Source organism: Catenuloplanes sp. NPDC051500 (assembly GCF_044454585.1).
Taxonomy (GTDB): Bacteria; Actinomycetota; Actinomycetes; order Mycobacteriales; family Micromonosporaceae; genus Catenuloplanes.
Genome location: NZ_JBITDX010000007.1, coordinates 179,764 through 199,324, shown reverse-complemented (window position 1 = coordinate 199,324; position 19,561 = coordinate 179,764). Strand labels below are relative to the sequence as shown.

Annotated in this window: 17 protein-coding genes; 12 read left to right on the top strand and 5 right to left on the bottom strand. The window is 72.2% G+C overall.

All coding sequences use genetic code 11. The annotated features are described in order from the left end of the window. The first annotated feature begins 599 nt into the window (after positions 1–599). The 3 genes from ACIA8K_RS16710 to ACIA8K_RS16700 are packed head-to-tail and all read left to right on the top strand — an operon-like array spanning position 600 to position 3,725. A complete protein-coding gene (locus tag ACIA8K_RS16710; protein WP_396059621.1) occupies positions 600–938 on the top strand; it encodes a hypothetical protein in 339 nt (112 codons plus the stop codon). A 10-nt stretch (positions 939–948) separates the two neighbouring features. Continuing rightward, a complete protein-coding gene (locus tag ACIA8K_RS16705; protein WP_396059619.1) occupies positions 949–2,385 on the top strand; it encodes a TldD/PmbA family protein in 1,437 nt (478 codons plus the stop codon). Next, positions 2,382–3,725 carry a metallopeptidase TldD-related protein gene (locus tag ACIA8K_RS16700; protein ID WP_396059617.1) on the top strand — a complete coding sequence of 448 codons (1,344 nt, stop codon included), beginning with the start codon at positions 2,382–2,384 and terminating at the stop codon, positions 3,723–3,725. The genes ACIA8K_RS16705 and ACIA8K_RS16700 overlap by 4 nt, the downstream gene beginning before the upstream one ends. A gap of 3 nt (positions 3,726–3,728) precedes the next feature. Here the strand turns inward: ACIA8K_RS16700 and ACIA8K_RS16695 are convergent, their stop codons facing one another. Continuing rightward, on the bottom strand, positions 3,729–4,805 hold the full coding sequence (locus ACIA8K_RS16695) for a DNA glycosylase AlkZ-like family protein (RefSeq protein WP_396059615.1): 1,077 nt from the start codon (positions 4,803–4,805) through the stop codon (positions 3,729–3,731). Positions 4,806–4,835: 30 nt separating this feature from the next. Between ACIA8K_RS16695 and ACIA8K_RS16690 the strand changes: the two genes are divergently transcribed. Then, positions 4,836–5,981 (top strand): MFS transporter, encoded by a 1,146-nt coding sequence (locus tag ACIA8K_RS16690; RefSeq protein ID WP_396059613.1) that lies wholly within the window; start codon positions 4,836–4,838, stop codon positions 5,979–5,981. Further along, the gene (locus tag ACIA8K_RS16685) at positions 5,978–6,862 is read left to right on the top strand and encodes an aminoglycoside phosphotransferase family protein (RefSeq protein WP_396059611.1); all 885 of its coding nucleotides are present in this window, start codon (positions 5,978–5,980) and stop codon (positions 6,860–6,862) included. The genes ACIA8K_RS16690 and ACIA8K_RS16685 overlap by 4 nt, the downstream gene beginning before the upstream one ends. 50 nt (positions 6,863–6,912) lie before the next feature. Here the strand turns inward: ACIA8K_RS16685 and arfB are convergent, their stop codons facing one another. The 4 genes from arfB to ACIA8K_RS16665 form a co-directional block, all read right to left on the bottom strand. Beyond that, a complete protein-coding gene (gene arfB, locus ACIA8K_RS16680) occupies positions 6,913–7,338 on the bottom strand; it encodes an alternative ribosome rescue aminoacyl-tRNA hydrolase ArfB (protein ID WP_396059609.1) in 426 nt (141 codons plus the stop codon). Between the two features lie 48 nt (positions 7,339–7,386). After that, the gene (locus ACIA8K_RS16675; RefSeq protein ID WP_396059607.1) at positions 7,387–8,775 is read right to left on the bottom strand and encodes an NAD(P)/FAD-dependent oxidoreductase; all 1,389 of its coding nucleotides are present in this window, start codon (positions 8,773–8,775) and stop codon (positions 7,387–7,389) included. Positions 8,776–8,998: 223 nt separating this feature from the next. Further along, a complete protein-coding gene (locus ACIA8K_RS16670; RefSeq protein ID WP_396059605.1) occupies positions 8,999–9,937 on the bottom strand; it encodes a class F sortase in 939 nt (312 codons plus the stop codon). Positions 9,938–9,947: 10 nt separating this feature from the next. Then, positions 9,948–10,499 (bottom strand): hypothetical protein, encoded by a 552-nt coding sequence (locus ACIA8K_RS16665; RefSeq protein WP_396059603.1) that lies wholly within the window; start codon positions 10,497–10,499, stop codon positions 9,948–9,950. Between the two features lie 309 nt (positions 10,500–10,808). Here ACIA8K_RS16665 and ACIA8K_RS16660 point away from each other — a divergent pair, with 309 nt between their 5' ends. From ACIA8K_RS16660 to ACIA8K_RS16630, 7 genes are read left to right on the top strand one after another with little or no spacing between them, the layout of a single operon-like run. After that, positions 10,809–12,491, top strand: coding sequence for an ATP-binding protein (locus ACIA8K_RS16660; protein ID WP_396059601.1), 1,683 nt, complete (start codon positions 10,809–10,811; stop codon positions 12,489–12,491). A 55-nt stretch (positions 12,492–12,546) separates the two neighbouring features. Continuing rightward, positions 12,547–14,487, top strand: a complete 1,941-nt coding sequence (locus ACIA8K_RS16655; protein WP_396059599.1) for a putative bifunctional diguanylate cyclase/phosphodiesterase — start codon at positions 12,547–12,549, stop codon at positions 14,485–14,487. 10 nt (positions 14,488–14,497) lie between these two features. Next, positions 14,498–15,262 (top strand): dienelactone hydrolase family protein, encoded by a 765-nt coding sequence (locus ACIA8K_RS16650; RefSeq protein ID WP_396059597.1) that lies wholly within the window; start codon positions 14,498–14,500, stop codon positions 15,260–15,262. Between the two features lie 2 nt (positions 15,263–15,264). Continuing rightward, entirely contained in the window at positions 15,265–15,702 is a 438-nt protein-coding gene (locus tag ACIA8K_RS16645) for an NUDIX domain-containing protein (RefSeq protein ID WP_396059595.1), read from the top strand. Beyond that, positions 15,690–16,553 (top strand): alpha/beta hydrolase family esterase, encoded by an 864-nt coding sequence (locus tag ACIA8K_RS16640; protein ID WP_396059593.1) that lies wholly within the window; start codon positions 15,690–15,692, stop codon positions 16,551–16,553. The genes ACIA8K_RS16645 and ACIA8K_RS16640 overlap by 13 nt, the downstream gene beginning before the upstream one ends. Before the next feature lie 52 nt (positions 16,554–16,605). Next, on the top strand, positions 16,606–17,106 hold the full coding sequence (locus ACIA8K_RS16635; RefSeq protein ID WP_396059591.1) for a hypothetical protein: 501 nt from the start codon (positions 16,606–16,608) through the stop codon (positions 17,104–17,106). Between the two features lie 42 nt (positions 17,107–17,148). Next, complete coding sequence (locus tag ACIA8K_RS16630; RefSeq protein WP_396059589.1) at positions 17,149–17,523, top strand: hypothetical protein; 375 nt, start codon at positions 17,149–17,151, stop codon at positions 17,521–17,523. The last annotated feature ends 2,038 nt before the right edge of the window (positions 17,524–19,561 follow it).

Genomic DNA, 19,561 nt, shown 5'->3' with positions numbered 1-19,561 from the left:
CTCGGTGCCGGCCTTTGCGACCGCGCAGACCGCGGCCGCTTCGACCCGCGGCCGCTTCGACCCGCGGCCGCCTCGACCGCCAGCCGCCGAGACGACGGCAGTGCTGCGCGACCATAACGACCAGCCCAAACCACTCACCACGCCCCAGCCCATTCGGTCGTCGCTCCCAGACGGCCGGACGTGAATGGGCAACAGCGTCGGGAGCGTGCGGGCCGGACCACGGCGGGTGTGGGATAGCAAGCATTTGATCTTGCTGTCAGGGGGTCAGGCCCAGAGCCTTCATGCCGGGGCGCAGGCGGCCAGGTCATCGGGCGGGAGGGAGCGCGGACGACCGGCTCCAGCGCGGTGAACAGGGTGAGCAGGCCGGGACGGCCGCGCAGGATCCGGGACAGCAGCGTGGAACCACCTCGGCCGCCGCTGACGACGAGTGTCAGGTGCAGGCGCACCGTCTGCGGAAATTTCCGGGACGAGCACTCATCCGTGGAGGCCCCGGCGTGCGTATGACGGGTTGCGGAACACCGCCGGGTCACGATCATCGGCGGTGGGCCGGTCCACGTGGCCGGATCCGCCCGTTGTGGCACGTCGCTGAGAGGAAAGCCTTGTCCGCTGGACATCACGTCGCCCGCCTGCTGGCCCTCACGCTCGCCGGGGCCGCGCTCACGGCCTGCGCGCCCACCCCGCTCGCCAGCACCGGGTCGGTGATCTCGATCGACCCGAAGGTCTGCGTGGAGGCGGACACCGGCGCGGACTACTGCTTCGAGCAGATCGTCGTGCAGCGCAAGGTTCCGGGTGTGGACGTGGGGGACTGTGTCGAGTTCACGCATACGCCGCCGAAGAAGCCGGGCGGCTTCTTCCGGCTCGAGAGCATGAACAGGTGTGGTGAAGGAGCCGAGGATCAGGGCGCGGCGGAGGACGGGAACGACACCGGGAACCAATAGCCTGGGGTCCATGAGCGAGTTCGACGAGGCACAGTCCGCGGTCGAGGCGGCGTTGGCCGCCGGTGCCAGGTATGCGGATGTGCGGGTGATGCAGCGGCGGTACGAGTCGATGCACGCGCGCAACGGTGAGATCGAGGAGCTGACCCAGCGTGAGGACGCCGGTCTGGGCGTGCGTGCGCTTGTCGGCGACGCCTGGGGCTTCTACGCGATCTCCGACCTGACGGACATCGCGGCGCGCAAGGCCGGCCGGATCGCCGCCGAGATCGCCGAGGCCTCCGCGACCGTGCCGGGCCGCCCGGTCCAGCTCACCCCGGCGGCCGTCTCGATCGACAGTTGGGCCAGCGGGTGCGAGATCGATCCGCTGGCCGTCCCGCTCTCCGGCAAGGGCGACCTGCTCTCCGGCGCCACCAAGACCGCGCATGCGGCCGGTGCGGACCTGGCCGAGGGCGTCTACCAGATCTGGGACACCAGCACGTTCTTCGTTTCGTCCGAGGGGCACCGCATCGACCAGCGGATCCGCAAGTGCGGCGGCGGCATCTGGGCGACCGTGATCGGCGACGGCGAGACCCAGCGCCGCTCCTACCCCTCACACCGCGGCCAGTACGGCACCCGCGGCTGGGAACTCGTCCACGAGCTGGACCTGGGCGCGCACGCGGAGCGGATCGCGGACGAGGCCCGTGCGCTGCTCACCGCGCCGCTCTGCCCGGCCGGCGAGACCACGCTCATCCTCGGTGACGAGCAGTTGTCGCTGCAGATCCACGAGTCGATCGGGCACGCGATCGAGCTGGACCGGATCCTCGGCTGGGAGGCCGCGTTCGCCGGGACGAGCTGGCTGGACCTGGCCCAGCTGGGCACGCTCAGGTACGGCTCGCCGCTGCTCAACATCGTGATCGACCCGACGCTCCCGGGTTCGCTCGGCTCGTTCGGCTACGACGACGAGGGTTCGCCGGCCGTGGCACGCGACGCGGTCCGGGACGGCATCTGGGTCGGCGTGCTGGCGGGCCGCGACTCGGCGAGCGTGGCCGGGCTGCCGTACGGCGGCAGCGTGCGCGCGGACGGGTGGCAGTCGCTGCCGATGGTCCGGATGACGAACGTCGGCCTCGAACCGGGCCCGCACACGCTCGACGAGATCATCGCGGCCACCGACGACGGCATCCTGATGGAGACGAACCGGTCCTGGTCGATCGACGACAAGCGGCTCAACTTCCAGTTCGGCACGGAGATCGGGTACGAGGTGAAGCGCGGCAGGCTCGGCCGGATGCTGCGCAATCCCACGTACACCGGGATCGGCCCGTCGTTCTGGGGCTCGATGGACATGCTCTCCTCGGAGGTCGTCTCCTGGGGTACGCCGAACTGTGGCAAGGGCCAGCCGATGCAGGTCGGGCACACCGGGCATCCGGCCGCGCCGGCCCGGTTCCAGAACGTGCGGGTGGGGGTGCGGGGATGATCGCGTCTGACCTCGTGGAGGCGGTGGCGGCGGCGCTGCCGGGCGCGGAGGCGGAGGTCACCGTGCGCCGGACGACGCGCGGGCTGACCCGGTTCGCCGGCTCCGCGATCCACCAGAACGTCGCGACTGAGACCGATCAGGTGCGTCTGCGGGTGCACCGTGACGGGCGGACCGTGACGGTGGCAGGTCGTGATGCCGGGACGCTTGCCGAGCGGGCGCTCGCCGCGCTTGCCGATGCACCGGCCGATCGGGCGTGGCCGGGCCTGACGCCGCCCTCGCCATTGTCGGGCGGCGGCAACGAGGACCCGGAGACCGCCGGTGCCACGCCCGCGGACCGGGCCGCCCGGGTCCGGGACTTCGTGCGGGCGGCCGGCGGGCTTGAGACGGCCGGCTACGTGTCGACCACGACGGTCCGGGCGTCCTATGCGAACACGCTCGGCCACGCGCTGGACGGCGGTGCCACCGAGGCCGCGATGGACGGCATCGCGCGTACCGGCACGTCCGACGGCCTGGCCCGGTTCGCGTCGGTGCGCCTCGGCGAGGTCGATGGGACCCGGCTCGGCGCGCGGGCGTCCGCGAAGGCGCGGGCGTCGGAACGGCCGGAGCCGCTGCCGCCCGGCCGGTACGAGGTGGTGCTGGAACCGGCCGCGGTCACCGACATGCTGACCTGCTTCGGCTACTACGGCTTCAACGGGCGCGGTTTCGCGGAGGGCCTGTCGTTCGCCCGGATCGGAGAGGCCCAGCTCGACCCCGCGATCACGCTCCTCGACGACCCGCTCGGGCCGGGCGGCGGCGGGCTCCCGTTCGACGACGAGGGCACGCCGCGGGACAGACTGACGCTTGTCGCAGACGGTGTCGTGCGCGCGGTGCTGCACGACCGGCACACCGCGGCGCTCACCGGCGGCGTCTCCACCGGGCACTACAACGACGCCGGGTTCGGCGTGCTGGGCGCCTGCCTGCACCTGCAGGCGCCGACCCGGCAGCCGGCCGACGAGGTCGACGGCCCGGAGGCGGACTCGCACGTCGCCGCACTCGTCGCGCAGGTCGGGCGCGGGCTGCTGGTCACCGACAACTGGTACACCCGGGTGCTCGACCCGAAGACGCTCGTGATGACCGGGCTGACCCGCAACGGGCTGTGGCTGATCGAGGACGGCCGGGTGACCCGGCCGGTGCAGAACCTGCGGTTCACCCAGTCGTATCCGCAGGCGCTCGGGCCGGGCGCGGTGCTCGGCGTGGGAGCGACCGCGACCGGGCTGCCCGCGGACCGGCTCGGCACCGCGTTCCGCGCGCCGGCGCTGCGGCTGGCGTCGTGGAACTACACCGGGAACGCGGCCGGGTGAGTTCTAGTCGGTGAGGTCCAGGCCGGTCAGCTGTACGCCGCGGAAGGCGGCCAGCCGCTCGGCCTGCTCCTCGATCGCCGCCCGGTCCACAGGAGCCCACAGGTCGACCTCCAGCCGGAACCTCTTTCCCTGCTTGCGGGGGCGCCAGGTGCCGGCCAGATCGCCGTCGGCGAGCACCACGCCGGGCCGGCCGAGCACCGGCCACACCGCCTTCGCCCGCGCCGGGTCGTCGATCAGCAGGTCCCGGTCCTTGGCCTGGACGAAGAGGTCGTAGGGGCCGAGTAGGCGCGTGGTCGTGGCCGGGACCAGCGCGTCCACGTCCTCGGTGAGCAGCGACGCGGACCGGCCGTTCACCGTCACCTCGGTGACGTCGGACGGCCAGCGCGCGGTGACGGCCTTGACCGGCGCGTCCAGGAACGCGGCCACCTGTTTCGGCGTGGCCGGCCCGAGCAGCCGCAGATAGGACCGGATCACGTCGAAGCGCGGCGGCACGGTGCGCGCCGGCCTCGTGAAGCCGGGGATGCGCTGCAGCACCGGCGGTGACGTGCCCGGCTGCAGCTCCAGCCCGGCCCGGACCGCGGCCAGCCGGAACGGCATCTCCCAGGCGTGCGTGACGCCGCACGGCTTGCAGAACCGCAGGTGCGGCGGGTCGAGCACCGCGCTCAACCGGCCGGAGACGTCACCCTTCACGGTCGGTTTCGTGACGATCGTCCGCAGCGCGGCCGCGACCTGGTCGAGCCCGTCGAGCGCGCCGATCCCGGCCTCGCGCAACGGTTTCGCCGCGTCGTAGATGCGCTTTGCCGCGTCCTCGTCCGAGAACGGCGCCACGGCCGCGGCCACGTCCGCAAGGTCGGCGCGCCGGTAGAGGTGCGGGCCGCCACGAAGCGTCCACAGCATGCTCAGCGGGTCGTGATCGTCCAGGCCGCGGATCGTCAACGCCCACGCGGCACCGTCCGGCCCGGTGTCCTGCACGCCGTAGTCAAGCACCGCCGTGTCCGCGACCGTGCCGGACCCGGCGGCCCGGCCGAGCTGCTGCGCCCGGATCCGGAACCCGAGCACCTGCTCCCGCGTGACCTCCACTGTGTCCTCTCCTTCGATATTGTTCATCGTGTGACGAAAGCCCGCCTCGCCACCGCGCTGTTGTTCCTGCTCTACGGCACGCTGATCGGCGTCTGGACCGCCCGCATCCCCGCCGTCAAGGAGCGCCTGGGCCTCAGCGACGGCCTGCTCAGCCTCGCACTCCTCGCGCTTGCCGCAGGCGCGATCGTCGGCATGCAGGTCGTCGGCACGCTCGTCGACCGGCACGGCACCCGCCGGGTGCTCACACCTGTCGCGGTCGTGGACGGGTTTCTGCTGCTCCCGGTCGCACTCGCACCGAACCTGGCCACCCTCGCCCTCGCCCTCTTCGCCTTCGGCGTGGTGCACGGCACGCTCAACGTGGCGATGAACGCGCGCGGCGTCGAGGTCGAACGCGCCTGGGGCTCGCCAATCATGTCCTCCTTCCACGCCGCCTACAGCATCGGCGGTTTCCTCGGCGCGGCCGTGGGTGGCGCGTTCGCCGCGGCGGGGGCCGGGCCGGCCGTCACCTTCGCCTCGGTCGCCGTGGTGCTCGCCGGCGTCGCCGCCTGGGCCGTCGCGGTCCCGTTCACCCCGCAACCCCACCCTGCCACGGGGGTACGACAAAATCCCGGCCCGCTGCGTGGCGTACTCCTGCTGGGTGCCCTGGCCTTCTGCGCGCTGATCGGGGAGGGCGCGGCCGCGGACTGGAGCACCGTCTACGTCCGGGAGACGCTCGGCGGTTCCCCGGCGCTCGCCGCCGGCGCCTACGCCGCGTTCTTCGCCGCGATGACTGTGGGCCGCCTCGCCGGTGACCCGCTGACCGCGCGCTACGGCCCGGTCGCGGTGGTGCGCGCCGGTGGCCTGCTCGCCGCGGCCGGACTGGCCCTCGGGCTGCTGATCGCCCACCCGGTCGCCGGCGTGATCGGTTTCGGCTTCCTCGGCGCCGGCCTCTCCTCGATCGCGCCCCAGGTCTTCTCCGCCGCCGGCGCCCGCAACCCCGATCGCCCCGCCCGTGCCATCGCCCGCGCGGCAAGCATCGGCTGGCTCGGCTTCTTCGCCGGCCCGGTGCTGATCGGCGGGGTCGCCGCCACCACGAGCCTGCGGGTGGCGTTGCTGATCCCGGTCCTGCTGGCCGCCGTGATCGTGGTCGCCGCGCGGTCCGTGGCGCCCGGCGCCCGGGTGGCGGCCCGTCAGTGATCGACGGTCGCGCCGGCATCGACGCCGCACTTGTGCGACGGCTGCTCACGGCACAGTTCCCGCGGTGGGCCGGGCTGCCGATCACGCCGGTCCCGGTCGACGGCTGGGACAACCGGACTTACCGGCTCGGCGAGGCGATGAGCGTGCGCCTGCCGACCGCCGCCGGGTACGTCCCCGCGGTCGCCAAGGAGAACGAGTGGCTGCCCCGCCTCGCGCCGCAGCTGCCACTGCCGATCCCGTCCGTGCTCGGCGTGGGGCGGCCGGGCGAGGGCTATCCCCACCCCTGGTCGGTCCGCTCCTGGCTGCCCGGCGAGACCGCGCTCGCGGTCCGGCCTCCCGACCTGACTGTCTTCGCGGAGGAGGTCGCCGGGTTCGTGCGCGCGCTCCAGGCCTGCGACACCGCGGACGGCCCGCCCGCCGGCGCGCACAGCTGGCACCGCGGCGCCCCGCCCGCCTACTACGACGACGAAACCCGCCGCTGCCTGCGCCGCCTGACCGGCCGGATCGACACCGTGCGGGCCACAGCGGTCTGGGAGGACGCGCTCGCCGCGGCCTTCACCGGCGTCCCGGTCTGGTTCCACGGCGACATCGCGCCCGGAAACCTGCTGCTCCGGGCCGGCCGCCTGGCCGCGGTGATCGACTTCGGCACGTCAGGCGTCGGCGATCCGGCGTGCGACCTGGTGATCGCCTACACGGTGTTCACGGGTGACGCCCGCCGGGCCTTCCGCATGGCGGCCGGCCAGGACGACGGCGCGTGGGCGCGGGCGCGCGGCTGGGCGCTGTGGAAGGCCGTGCTGGTCCTCACCGAGGTGCACGACCCGGACGGCGCCGAGGCCGCCGTGCAGCGCCGGATCATCGCCGAGGTGCTCGACGACGCGTGATCAGTGATGCGGTCCACCGGGCCGGCCGGCACCGCGCCTGGAAGCCGTGGTCAGTCCGAGTCCCCGCGGCGGCCGCGCTTGATCGCCCCGCGCTGCTTCTTGGCCGTCAGACGCCGCTCGACCGAGCCCTTCGTCGGCTTCGTCGCGCGGCGCTGGCGGGGCGGCGGCGCCACCGCGCGGGCTATCAGCTCGGCCAGCCGCGCCCGGGCGGCGTCGCGGTTTCGCAGCTGGGACCGCTGCTCGGACGCCACGATGGTGATCACGCCGTCGACCAGCCGGGCGCCGAGCCGCTGGATCGCGCGGTCACGCAGCATCGGGGGCAGGACCGCGGACCCGGTGACGTCCCAGCTCAGCTCGACGCGGCTGTCAGTGGTGTTGACGCCTTGGCCGCCCGGCCCGCTCGAGCGGGAGAACCGCCAGCTCAGCTCCGCGGCCGGGATGACCAGCCGGTCGGAGACGTGGAGATCATCGCTCATACGTCCACGGTAGTGGGCGGACCCCGCGGCCCGCCCACCCGGAGGTTGTCAGCCGCGGGCGACCGGGGAGCCGAGCTTGGAGACCGCGACCGGCGCGGGAACGCCCTCGTTCGCCGGGACGGACGTGTCAAGCAGGCCCAGCCGCCGGATCGCGCTGCGCGCCACCACCTGCTGCGTGGTCGTCACCCGCTCCGAGCGGCCGTTGCCGACGAACGAGACGAACCAGTGGCCGATCGTGGACACCCGGTTCTTGAAGCCGACCAGGTAGAGCAGGTGCACGGCAAGCCACATGAACCAGCCGAGGACGCCTGTGAAGTGCATCTTCCCGGTGCTTGCCACGGCCGAGAACCGGGAGATCGTGGCCATGCTTCCCTTGTCGTGGTACTTGAACGGCTCCTGCGCGGGCTTGCCCGCCAGCCGGCGCTTGATCGTCTCGGCGGCGTACCGGCCGCTCTGGATGGCGACCTGGGCCACGCCGGGCAGCCGGTTGAGCGACATCATGTCGCCGAGCGCGAAGATCTCCGGGTGGCCGGGAACTGTGCAGTCCGGGTTGACAAGGATGCGCCCGGCCCGGTCCGTCTCCGCGCCCGCGGCCTCCGCGAGCTTCTTGGCAAGCGGCGGCGCGGCCACCCCGGCGGCCCAGATCTTGGTGGCGGCCTCGATGCGCTGCGCGCCGCGGGCGGTCTCCACGTCGATGCCGCCCTCGTCGACGCCGACCACCTTCGTGCCCAGCTCGACCTCGACGCCGATCTTGTGAAGCTGCCGCAGCGCCTGAGTGGACAGGTGGTCGCCGAAGCTCGGCAGCACCGCGTCGACCGCGTCAACGAGTATCACCCGCGCCCGCTTCGGATCGATCCTCCGGTACTCCCCCGGCAGCGTGCGGTGCGCCAGCTCGGCGATCTGCCCGGCCATCTCCACACCGGTCGGCCCGGCGCCGACCACGACGAACGTGAGCCAGCGGTCGATCGCCTCCTGATCGGTCTCCAGCTCCGCCATCTCGAACGCGCCGAAGATCCGCCCACGCAGCTCGAGCGCGTCGTCGATGCTCTTCATGCCCGGCGCGTTCTCCGCGAAGTGGTCGTTACCGAAGTACGACTGGGACGCCCCCGCCGCCACGATCAGCGAGTCGTAGGGCACCTGGTACTCGATCCCGGTGGTCGCGGTCGCGGTCACTATCCGCCGCTCGACGTCCACCTCGTGCGCCCACCCGAGCAGCACCTCCACGTTCTCCTGCTTCTTCAGGATCTCCCGCACCGGTGGCGCGATCTCCCCTTCGGACAGGATCCCGGTGGCCACCTGGTAGAGCAGCGGCTGGAACAGGTGATGGGTGGTTCCGTTGATCAATGTGACGTGCACGTCCGCGCGCTTCAACGCCTTCGTGGCGAAGAGCCCGCCGAACCCGGCACCCACGACGACAACCCGATGTTGCTCACTCATGGAACTCCCCTTTCCCCCGAAGACCCCAACGCATCCCCGCTCACGTTACGGTCTCCCCGTCCGCGGATGGGCGGATACCCATCTACTTCCCAAGGTCAAATGCCTTGAGACCTTTTTCCCACATCCGTCGTGGTAACTGCCCGTTTGCTCCCGCGGGCAACGGTCGTCGCTTGCGCTCCTCCCTGCCAGCATCGTCGCCTGTTGCTGAGAAGACCCCAAGGAGTCAGTGGACCGGCCGCTCACCCTGTTCCGGCGCGGCGCTGGTGGCAGGGAGGGCGGTGGCGTAGACGACGACGTTGTCCACGTAGGTGCGGGTCACCTGGTCGTAGGCGCCGCCGCAGGTCACCAGGCGGATCGTCGGGGCGTCGGTCGGGCCGTAGACGCGCGCGGCCGGGAACTCGGCCTTCGGATAGCGTTCCAGGCCGGTGACCGCGAACACGGCGGTGGAGCCGTCCGCGCGGGTGACCCGGATCTCGGCGCCCCGGGTCAGCTCGGTCAGCCGGTAGAAGACGCCGCGGCCGGTCTCCATCGAGTCGACGTGGCCGAGGATCACGGCCGGGCCGGTCTCGCCAGGGGTGACGGAGTGGCGGTACCAGCCGGGGTCGGCGCGGCCGGTCAGCGGCGGGACCTCGACGGTGCCGTCCGGCTTCAGGCCCAGCGAGAGCAGCGGCGCGTGCACACCGATCGACGGGATGTCGAGCGTGGCGGGCAGGCTGCGGGGGAGGACCGTCAGGCGTGGAGCGCCGCCGAGACGCGCGGCGGGCGAGCCGGTCGCGGGCAGGGCGGGGACGGCGGCCCGGCCGTCATCGCCTCCACCGGACGCGGTCGGCGCCGGTACCACGCCCGTCCTACCTGTCGCCTCCGACGGCGCGCCCCGGGGCGGCTCGCGGCCGGTCGACTGAGGGCCGGTTGACTGAGGGCCGGTTGACTGAGGGCCGGTTGACTGAGGGCCGGGCGGCTGAAGGCTGGGCGACTCGGGGCCGGGCGACTCGGGGCCGGGAGACTCGGGGTAGCCGGTCGCGTGCGTGCGTGCCGACTCGGCCGTGTCCGCCGCGGCCTCCTGGCGGGCGCCCTGGACGGTCAGCGCGGTGCCGGCCAGCGCGAGCACGGCCGCGACCACCGCCATGCGGGGTCGCAGCCGTGCCCGTACCTCGGTGGTCACGTGCGTCCGATCAGGTGCGTGGCCGGCGCCGAACCGCGGCGATCGTGGCGAGACCGGCGGCCGCCAGCAGCACCAGACCGGCAAGCAACGTGCCGTTCATGCCGCCACCGGCCGTACCCACACCGGTGTCCGGGCCGCCGCTCGGGTAGGGCGCGACCGTGCTGCCGCCACCGGGACCCGACGTCGGCGGAACACCCGTGGGATTACCTGCCGGGCCGCCGGTCGGCGTACCCGTGGGGCCTGCGGTGGGGTTCGCTGTGGGGCTTCCGGTGGGATTGCCGGTCGGGCTGACCGGCGTCGAGGGCTGGCCCGACGTGCCCGGGTAGCCGCCGGGGACGGTCGAGGTCGGCGTCGGGCCGGCCGGCGGACCTGTGGTCGTGCCGGGCGTGGCAGGTGTGACCGAGGTGCCCGGCGTGCCCGAGGTGCCCGGGGTGCCCGGTGTGCCTGTCGCGCCGGTGGTGACGCCGGGTGTCGGGGAGGCCGGTGGGTAGGCCACCGGGTCGTTGTCGCCGCCGCGGCAGAAGGCCAGCAGGAGCAGCAACAGCAGGAGCAGCAGAATCACGCCCGCCACGGTGATCCAGGTGGCCCGGCGCCGGCCGCCACCGGCACCGCCCGCGCCGTACGCCGGAGGGGGATTGTTCGCCGGGGGAGGCGGGGGAGGGTTGGACGGCGGGGGTGTGTAATCGGACATGGCCGAGGCCTCTTCGCAAAGTCGGCGGTGAGTGACAGGTCTGTTGTGGAACCGCGCAATGGTCCCAGCAGACGGTGACGCATGGTGTCCAGCAGCCGACACACATGGGTTACGTGTTCACCGAAGTCGTGTTCGGCTCCACCGCCTCAGCTCAACGCCCGCGCTGCCGACAGTGCTCGCATGAGCGAGGACCACGAGCGGCTGCGCCTGGCCGCGCTGCACGAGTACGGCCTGCTCGACGCGCCCGCCGACGACGAGCTGGAGGCCGTGGTCCGCGTCGCCGCCCTGGTCGCGGGCGTGCCGACCGCCACGCTCAACCTGATCGACGAGAACCGGCAGTGTCAGCTGACCACCACCGGCTTCGACGGTGCGGACTCCCCGCGCACCGAGTCGATGTGCGCGATCCGGCTGATCGAGGGCCGCACGGTCGTGGTGCCGGACGCCGGCGTCCACCCGGACTACCGGGACAATCCGTGGGTGACCGGGCTGCGGGCCTGCGTGCGCTTCTACGCGTCAATTCCGCTTGTCACGCCGGAGGGGCACGCGCTCGGCACGCTCTGCGTCTTCGACGACCGGCCGGGCACTCTCGCCGGCGAGCAGGTCGCCCGCCTGGAGGACCTGGCCGGGGTGATCCTCGCGCTGTTCGAGCGCCGCCGTGAGACCCGGATGCGCACCGAGCTGGCCGCGGAGGCGGACGCGGCGCGCGCGGTGGCGCAGCGCGCGCTGCGCGAGATCGAGAGCCGGCAGCAGCTGCTCGACGCGGTGCTTGACAGCGTGGACGTGGCGATCGTGGCGGTCGACCCGTTCGGGCGGCTGACGTTGTTCAACCGTGCCGCCTCGCAGTGGCACGGGCTTGATGCGGACGGCTCGATCGACCAAGACGACCTGTCCGCGTCGTACGCGCTCTTCGAGACGGACGGCTGCACCCCGCTGACCTCGGAGAACATCCCGGTGCTGCGGGCGCTGCGGGACGGTGCGGTCGACCACGCGGAGATGGTGATCCAGCCGTCGGGGCGCCCGGCCCGCTGGGTGACCGTGACCGGCCGCCGGATGACTGCCGCGGACGGTATCCCGCTCGGCGCGGTCGTGGCGATGACTGACGTGACCGCGGACCGGGCGCACCTCGCCGCGCTTGACGCCGCGCACACCGCGCTGAACGCCACGGTCGCTGATCTGGAGCGCTCCAATGCCGAACTGACCCACTTCGCCGCGGTCGCCGGCCACGATCTGGTGTCGCCGCTGGCCGTGGTCGCCGGCTACCTGGAACTGCTGGCCGATCTCTACAGCGGGCAGCTTGACGAGCAGGCGCGCGGCTGGATCGGCACGGCCTCGCGGTCGGTGATCCGTATGCAGGGGCTGATCCAGGCGCTGCTCACCTACGCGCGGGTCGGGAACGCGCCCACGGTCCGCCGGCCCACCGACGTCGCGGAGGTGCTCGGCCACGCCATGGTGGACCTGCGCACCACGATCAGGGACAACCAGGCCACGGTACGCGGCGCCGACGCGCTCCCCTCGGTGGACTGCGACCCGACGCTCGCCCGCCAGCTGCTGCAGAACCTGATCGGCAACGCGATCAAGTACCGGCACCCGGACCGCCTGCCGGTGATCGAGGTAAGCGGCGAGGAGACCGGCGACGGCGTGCTGATCCGGATCGCGGACAACGGCATCGGCATTCCGCAGGAGCACCGGGAGCGGGTGTTCGACATGTTCGCAATGGTCGAACCGTCGAAGGCGACCGGGCACGGCATCGGGCTCTCCACCTGCCTGCGGATCGTGCAGCGGCACGGCGGGCGGATCTGGGCTGAGGAGACCCCGGGCGGCGGCACCACGATCGTATTCACGCTTCCGGCCCGTACCCCCTGATGGTTTGTGGTGTGGTGGGTCTCAGGTTCTGGGGAGGGCGGCCGATGGGAGTGACGTGCTGAAAGCTTGGCTGCGGGCCGTGCGGTCCGTGCTGCCGCAGGGGCGGCCGCTTCCCGGAGAAGCCTGGGAGCGGCGGCATCGCGCCATCCTGTGGGTGCTCGGGCTCCACGCGGTCGCCCTCTACGTCTACGGCGTGCTGCGCGGACGCGACCCGGCGGACGCGCTCGTCATCGTGTTCCCGCTTGTCGTCGCGGTGGCGCTCGGCGGTTACCGCGGCCTGTCCCGCCGCTGGCGGGCGTCGATCACCACGCTCGGCCTGATGGGCTCGTCCGCGGTGCTGGTCGGGCTGGCCGACGGTCAGACCGAGGCGCACTTCCACTTCTTCGTCATGCTCTTCGTGATCGTCCTCTACCAGGAGTGGATCACGTTCCTGCTTGCCACCGGGTTCGTGCTCGTCGAGCACGCGGTCGTCGGCGTCTTCGCGCCGCACGACGTCTACGCGCACGACGCCGCCACCGCCGAGCCGATCAAGTGGGCCGCGATCCACGCGCTGTTCATCGCCGGCGCCGGTGCGGCCGCAATCGCCAACTGGCGGATGACCGAGTCCGCGCAGGACATGGGCAAGGCCGCCGCCGACGAGCTCGCCCACCAAGCCAGCCACGACGCGCTCACCGGGTTGCTCAACCGGGCCGGCTTCGACCGCCGTCTGGCCGAGGCGATCACCGTGTCCGCGACCGAGCCGCGCACGCTGTGCATGGCCAACCTGGACCGCTTCCGGCTGATCAGCGAGGCCGGGCGGCACACCCAGGGCGATGAGCTGCTGCGCCGGGTGGCGGAGCTGATCTCCGGTCTGGCCGGTGACGACGCGCAGGTGGCGCGGTTGCGGGGCGACCGGTTCGCGGTGCTGCTCCCGGCCGCCTCGGACGCGGGCGCGGCCGTCGCGGAACGGCTGCGGCGCGCCGTCGCGGACCTCGCGTTCCAGGTCGACGGCCAGGCGGTCGCGCTGACGGCAAGCATCGGCGTGGTGCCGGTGACGCCGCTCGCGGTCGGGCCGGAAGAGCTGATCATCGCGGCGGAGGCGGCCTGCTACACGGCCAAGGAGCGCGGCCGGGACCGGGTGGAGCTGTACCGGGCGGACAACGCGGCGCTGGCCAAGCACCAGGAGGAGATGGACTGGGCGGGCCGGCTGGTGACCGCGCTGCGGGACGACCGGTTCGAGCTGTTCTACCAGCCGATCGCCCGGGTGCCCGGCGCGCGCGTGCACGACGGCGACTACCAGTTCGGCGAGCTGCTGCTGCGCATGCGCACCGAGGACGGCAAGATCGTCCCGCCGGGCCTGTTCCTGCCGGCGGCGGAGCGGTACGACCTGCTCCCGGCCGTGGACCGCTGGGTGGTGGCGCACGCGTTCGAGGTGCTGGCGGCGCACTATCACGGCTACGCGGCGGCGGCGCCGGAGGGCACGATCGGCGATCACTGGTCGATCAACCTGTCCGGGCCGTCGATCGGCGACGCCGAGTTCACCGACTACGTGCAGGCGCAGCTGGCGCTCTCCGGCATCCCGGCGGAGCTGATCTGTTTCGAGATCACCGAGTCGGTGGCGATCACGGACCTGCGGGCGGCGGCCGAGTTCATCTCGCAGCTGCGCAACCTGGGCTTCCGGTTCGCGCTCGACGACTTCGGCACCGGGCTGTCCTCGTTCACCTACCTGAAGAACCTGCCCGTCGACTTCCTGAAGATCGACGGCGCGTTCATCAAGAACCTGGAACGCGACGAGCTGGACCGGGTGATGACCCGGACCATCAACGACCTCGGGCACCAGATGGGGCTGTCCACTGTCGCGGAGTTCGTCGAGGACCAGGCGACGCTGCTGCGGTTGCAGGAGATCGGCGTGGACTACGCCCAGGGGTACGGCATCGCGATGCCCGGCCCGCTGTCCGAGTGGCTCCGCACGCATCCGGCCGGATCCGGGGCCAACCTGGACCTGGCGACCGCCTAGGGTGGCTCGGGTGATCACCTTTTCTGAGAAGCATGCCGCGCTGCTGGAGACCGTGCCGTTCGACGGGGAGCTGTCGGACGAGGTCGTGAACTACGCGCACGACGGGGTGGCGCTCGAGGGCTACCTGGCCGTCGACGCCGCAGTGGACGGCCCGCGCCCGGCGGTGCTCGTGCTTCACGACTGGACCGGGCCGCAGGAGTACACCCGCCTGCGCACCCACATGATCGCCCGCCTCGGGTACGTCGCGTTCGCCGCCGACCTCTACGGCGCCGGCGTCCGGCCGACCTCGCAGGAGGACTGCCAGGCGGAGGCCGGCAAGTTCTACGGCGACCTGCCGCTGATGCGCGCCCGCGTGCAGGCCGCCTACGACGTGCTCGCCGCGGACCCGCGGGTCGACGCCTCGGCGATCGTGGTGATCGGGTACTGCTTCGGTGGGTCGGCCGCGCTGGAATTCGCCCGGACCGGGGCCGCTCTCGCCGGCGTCGTCTCGTTCCACGGCGCGCTGATCACCCACGAGCCGTCCGACGCGGCCGCGATCGCCACCCCGCTCCTGATCCTGACCGGCGCGTCCGACCCGGTCGTGCCGGACGCCGACGTCGTCTCGTTCCAGGCGGAACTGCGCGACGCGGACGTGGACTTCGAGATCGTCAGCTACGCGGGCGCGCCGCACGCGTTCACGCTGCCGGAGATCCCGATGTACCGGCCGAAGGCTGACGCACGCAGCTGGACCCGGTTCCGGGCCTTCCTCGACGAGGTCGCACTCGTACGCTCGTGACCATGAGCGAGATCTCCCTGACCGTCGCAGGTGTGGTGCTGCGCGACCCGCGGGACCGCGTGCTGCTGCAGCTGCGGGACGGCAACACGACTGTCGCGCCGCACCGCTGGTGTTTCCCCGGCGGTGCGGTCGAGGACGGCGAGTCCCTGGCCGAGGCGGCCGTGCGTGAGCTGGAGGAGGAGACCGGCCTGCGCGCGGACGGCGACCTCGAACCGATCTGGCAGGGCACGGCCGCGTCCGTCCGCGACCCCGGCACACTCACCAGGTACGCGATCTTCCTCGGCCGTACCACCGCCGGCCAGGACCAGGTGCAGTGCAACGAGGGCGCCGCGATGGTCTTCACCCCGATCGCCGACCTGCCCGGCATGAACTGGGCGGACCACTACGACGCCGTGCTGTCCCACGTCTTCCCTCGGCTCGGGCTGTCATGGCCCCGCTGACCCGGCTGCTGGTCCTGATCCTGCTGCTCACCGGCTGCAGCGCCCCTGACGGCGACGCCGGCACGACCGAGGAACGCACGATCGGCGACCGGACCTACCGCCTCTACCGGCCCGCGAGCCTGCCCGACGGCCCCGCACCGCTTGTGGTCATGCTGCACGGTGGCGCGGGCTCGGGGCGGCAGGCGCAGGAGACGTACGGCTGGGACGCGCTTGCCGACCGGGAGGGGGTGCTCGTCGCGTATCCCGACGGCCTCAACCGGGCCTGGGCGGTCAGCGGCGAGTGCTGCGGCGCACCCGGCCGGGACGGCGTCGACGACGTCGCGTTCATCACCGCGGTGGTCGCGGACGTGCCCGGCGCCGACCCGGCCCGCGTCTACGCGACGGGCATCTCCAACGGCGGGATGCTCGCCTACCGCCTGGCCTGCGACACCCACGGCGTCTTCGCGGCGATCGGCCCGGTCGCGGCCACCCGCACCGGCGACTGCCCGGCCCCGGACCCGATCTCCGTGCTGCACATCCACGGCGACGCGGACCGCACCATCCCGTACGACGGCAGCGACGGGAAACGTGACGTCGTCATCGAGGGCCCGCCGATCCCGGAACTGCACGCGCAGTGGCAGGCGCGCGACGACTGCGCCCCGCCGTCCGTCACAGTCGACGGCTCGGTCACCCGCTCGATTGCCGACTGCGCGTCCGGCCGCCGCGCCGGGCTGATCACGGTGGCCGGCGCCGGCCACCAGTGGCCCGGCTCCGCAGCCAAACCCGGTGCGGAACTCCTGCTCGATCTGGACCCGCCGTCGAGCGCGCTCGACGCCACCGCCGAACTGTGGGCGTTCTTCTCCTCCACCTGATCCCCCCACGCCGCACACACCAACAGGCCCGCCATGCGGCACTATGAAGATCATGGGGGTACGCGCAACACCGGAAAGAGCCACCGCGCTCGCCACTGTGGCGGTGGTCGCGGTGCTGATCGTCGGCATCCTGTTCGCGCTGTCCCGGGCGTCCGGCCCCGGCCCGGACGCCCGCGCCTACCCGGCCGACCGCGGCACGATCTCGCTCACCGGCGCGCTGGCCCGCGCACACGTGGTCATCCCGGACTGCCTCACCCCGGACCTGCGCTACGCCGTCCCCGGCCCGTCCCACGACCTGTACCTGGAGCTTGACGGCTCCAAGCCGTGCATGGACCGTTTCATCGCGCTCAACACACTGACCGGCGAGAACCCGCCAGGAGCGCTCCCCGGCTGGGCCACCGACGACCGGGCCACAGCGCTCGGCTGGACCATCGACCCGAACGCCGGCTTCGTCCTGCACACCGCCAGCCCCGCCCCCGACCACCACATCGAGGCGCTGATCCGCGAACTGAGCGACGGCGTCACTGTCACCGCGTTCGTCCGGGCCACGTAGATCTACAGTTTCCTTTCAGCACCCTGCGTTACGGTCCGGGGGGTGGACGAACACAGAGCACGATGGGCGGTCGACCAGCTCCGGGCCCGCGGTGTGCCGGCACACCTGCAGCTCGCCCGCGCCGGCCAGACCCAGTACGGCGTCAGAATCAACCTCCCCGACGGCCGCGAGGCAATCTGGGACACGGACGGCACCGCCGGCCTGGAGGCCCAGGTGCTCCGCAACGGCGTGCTTGTCGGCTTCGTACCGGTCATCGAGGGCTCCGACCATTTCACCCCCGAACAGGCGGTCGACGCCATCGCCCACACCGACTACGACCGCCCGATCGCCCGCCGCGCCCCAACCCCACCACTCACCGGCCCGGCCCTACCCCCTGAGGGCGGCTTCTTCCGCCGCCTGATGGGAGGCTTCCGCTAACCCTTAAATCGCGATAAATGCCGATTCCCCGTTTTCGCGGTGATCTGGATCGCCCGCTCCCGCCTCTGTGCCGTGCCGGTCGCTCGGCTATTGCCTGGGAGGGCCCGGCATCTGTCGGAAATATCGGGCAAGTCGCCCTGCTTCTGGCGCGTTGCCGGCGAAATCAACCGCCAACAGTCGATAGATCAACGGCCAGGTGAGGCATGTGCACGTCATTCGCCCCGAATAGCGTGCACACGCCTCACCTGACGCCTCCCACTCTCGCTGTTTCCTCACATTTCACCCATATCCCCGCCGCGCCGCCCTGCCTTTGACCTTGATGTCGTGTGCGCAGCACACAAAGGTGACCGCCTGGCTGCCCCGTCTGCCATCGACCCGCCCTTCGGGGAGCAGATCATCGGCAGGGCCGCCACCAACGGGCAGATACCGACACCACCAGGCGCGACCAGAGGCACGCGCCCACCCACGAGACCTGAGCCCGGCGCGCCCAGCGTGACCAGCAGACTCGTGAGGTACCCCGAACCGGTACCAATCAGACCAAGGCTGGCGGCCCTGCCGATGATCTGCTCGGCTCTGCCCGGTTCGATGACAGACGGGGCAGACAGGCCACTCGAAACCCGACCACAGACAGGCTTTAGCAGCGCAGCTGAAAGTGCTTTCGGTTGCCGCGGAGCCGGAGCGCTCCCCCCGGAGGGCCGCCGGAGGCAACAGCACCGGAGTCAACCCGCCCCGCGCCACCATCAGACAGGCATGCCGAGGCGGAGCGCATGTCGCCGTCGGCCAGCACGTCGCCGTCGGCCAGCACGCCGCCGCCGACCAGCACGTCGCACAGGTCTGCATAGCAGCCCGATGCCGCGCAGTGGCCCACGCTGGGCCTGACCGCGAAGCTCAAAAGTCACGAAATTTCGGGCGAGTTGCGCCCGAACCTCGCCCCTGCGCCTCCGGATGGGCAACAGAGTCGCTCCCGACTCTGTTGCCCATCCGGCAGCGGCGGAGAGACCCCTCCACCTGCCCGCGGAGTCGGTTGCTCCTCCCGACTTGCCCGTCGTCGTCTCGCTCGACACGGGCATCGCAGGCAGCGCGGGCAGCGCAGGCAGCACGGGCAGCGCGGGCAGCACGGGCGGCGCAGGCAGTACGGGCAGCACGGGCGGCGCAGGCAGCACGGGCAGCACGGGCGGTGCAGGCAGCACGGGCAGCACGGGCGGTGCAGGCAGCACGGGCGGTGCAGGCAGCACGGGCAGCACGGGCGGCGCAGGCAGTACGGGCAGCACGGGCGGCGCAGGCAGCACGGGCAGCGCAGGCACTCAGCGCCCGATATATATTGATATAGACGCCTCTGACGCGCGCTCGCCCTAACCGTGAGAACTCAGCAGTGCCGAATCCCGCGTCAGCGCCGGTCTGGTGCTGCTGCTGCCGGGTGGCGGCAAAGGCTGGCATCGATGCCGAGAACTCGCGCTGGTAGCGGCCGGCTCGTGCAGCGGCCGCGCGTAACGGCTGTCCTGGAGTCGCGTCAGCGGCGGTCGGGTGGTGCCGTTGCGCTTGGGCGGCCGCAAGAGCCGGCATCGAAGACCGGAGAATCTGCCGCTCGGGTTGGTGGCCGCCACGCGCGTCTGTGGAGGGCTGGCCCAAGAGCCGGACCGGCGGGACGGCACCACGCACGCACGCCCGTGTCGACCGGATGCGCGCCGCCGACACGCGGCCGGTGTCGCGTCAGCGGCGGATCATCGGCGCGGGTGCCGTCGGCCGACTGCAAGAGCCCCCGGTACCGACGGTGCCGCGTGATCTCGGCTCTTCCGCTCACGTCGGCTTGAGGCCGGTGCGCAGGCGCCGTCGTGCCCCATTTCCGATATCGCCGTCCGCAGCGGCCGTTCGCTGTCTGTGCTCAAGATCCTTGCGGGCCTGAGTGCCCTTATCGTGCCTCAATAAGGGCACTCAGGGCCGCAACGATCTTCAGTCCCGCCATGTGGGCGGCTTGCTTTCGCATTTTGGGCGCGTAGAGCGCACGGCCCGGAAATCGGAACAGCCGAGTCCGACTGGA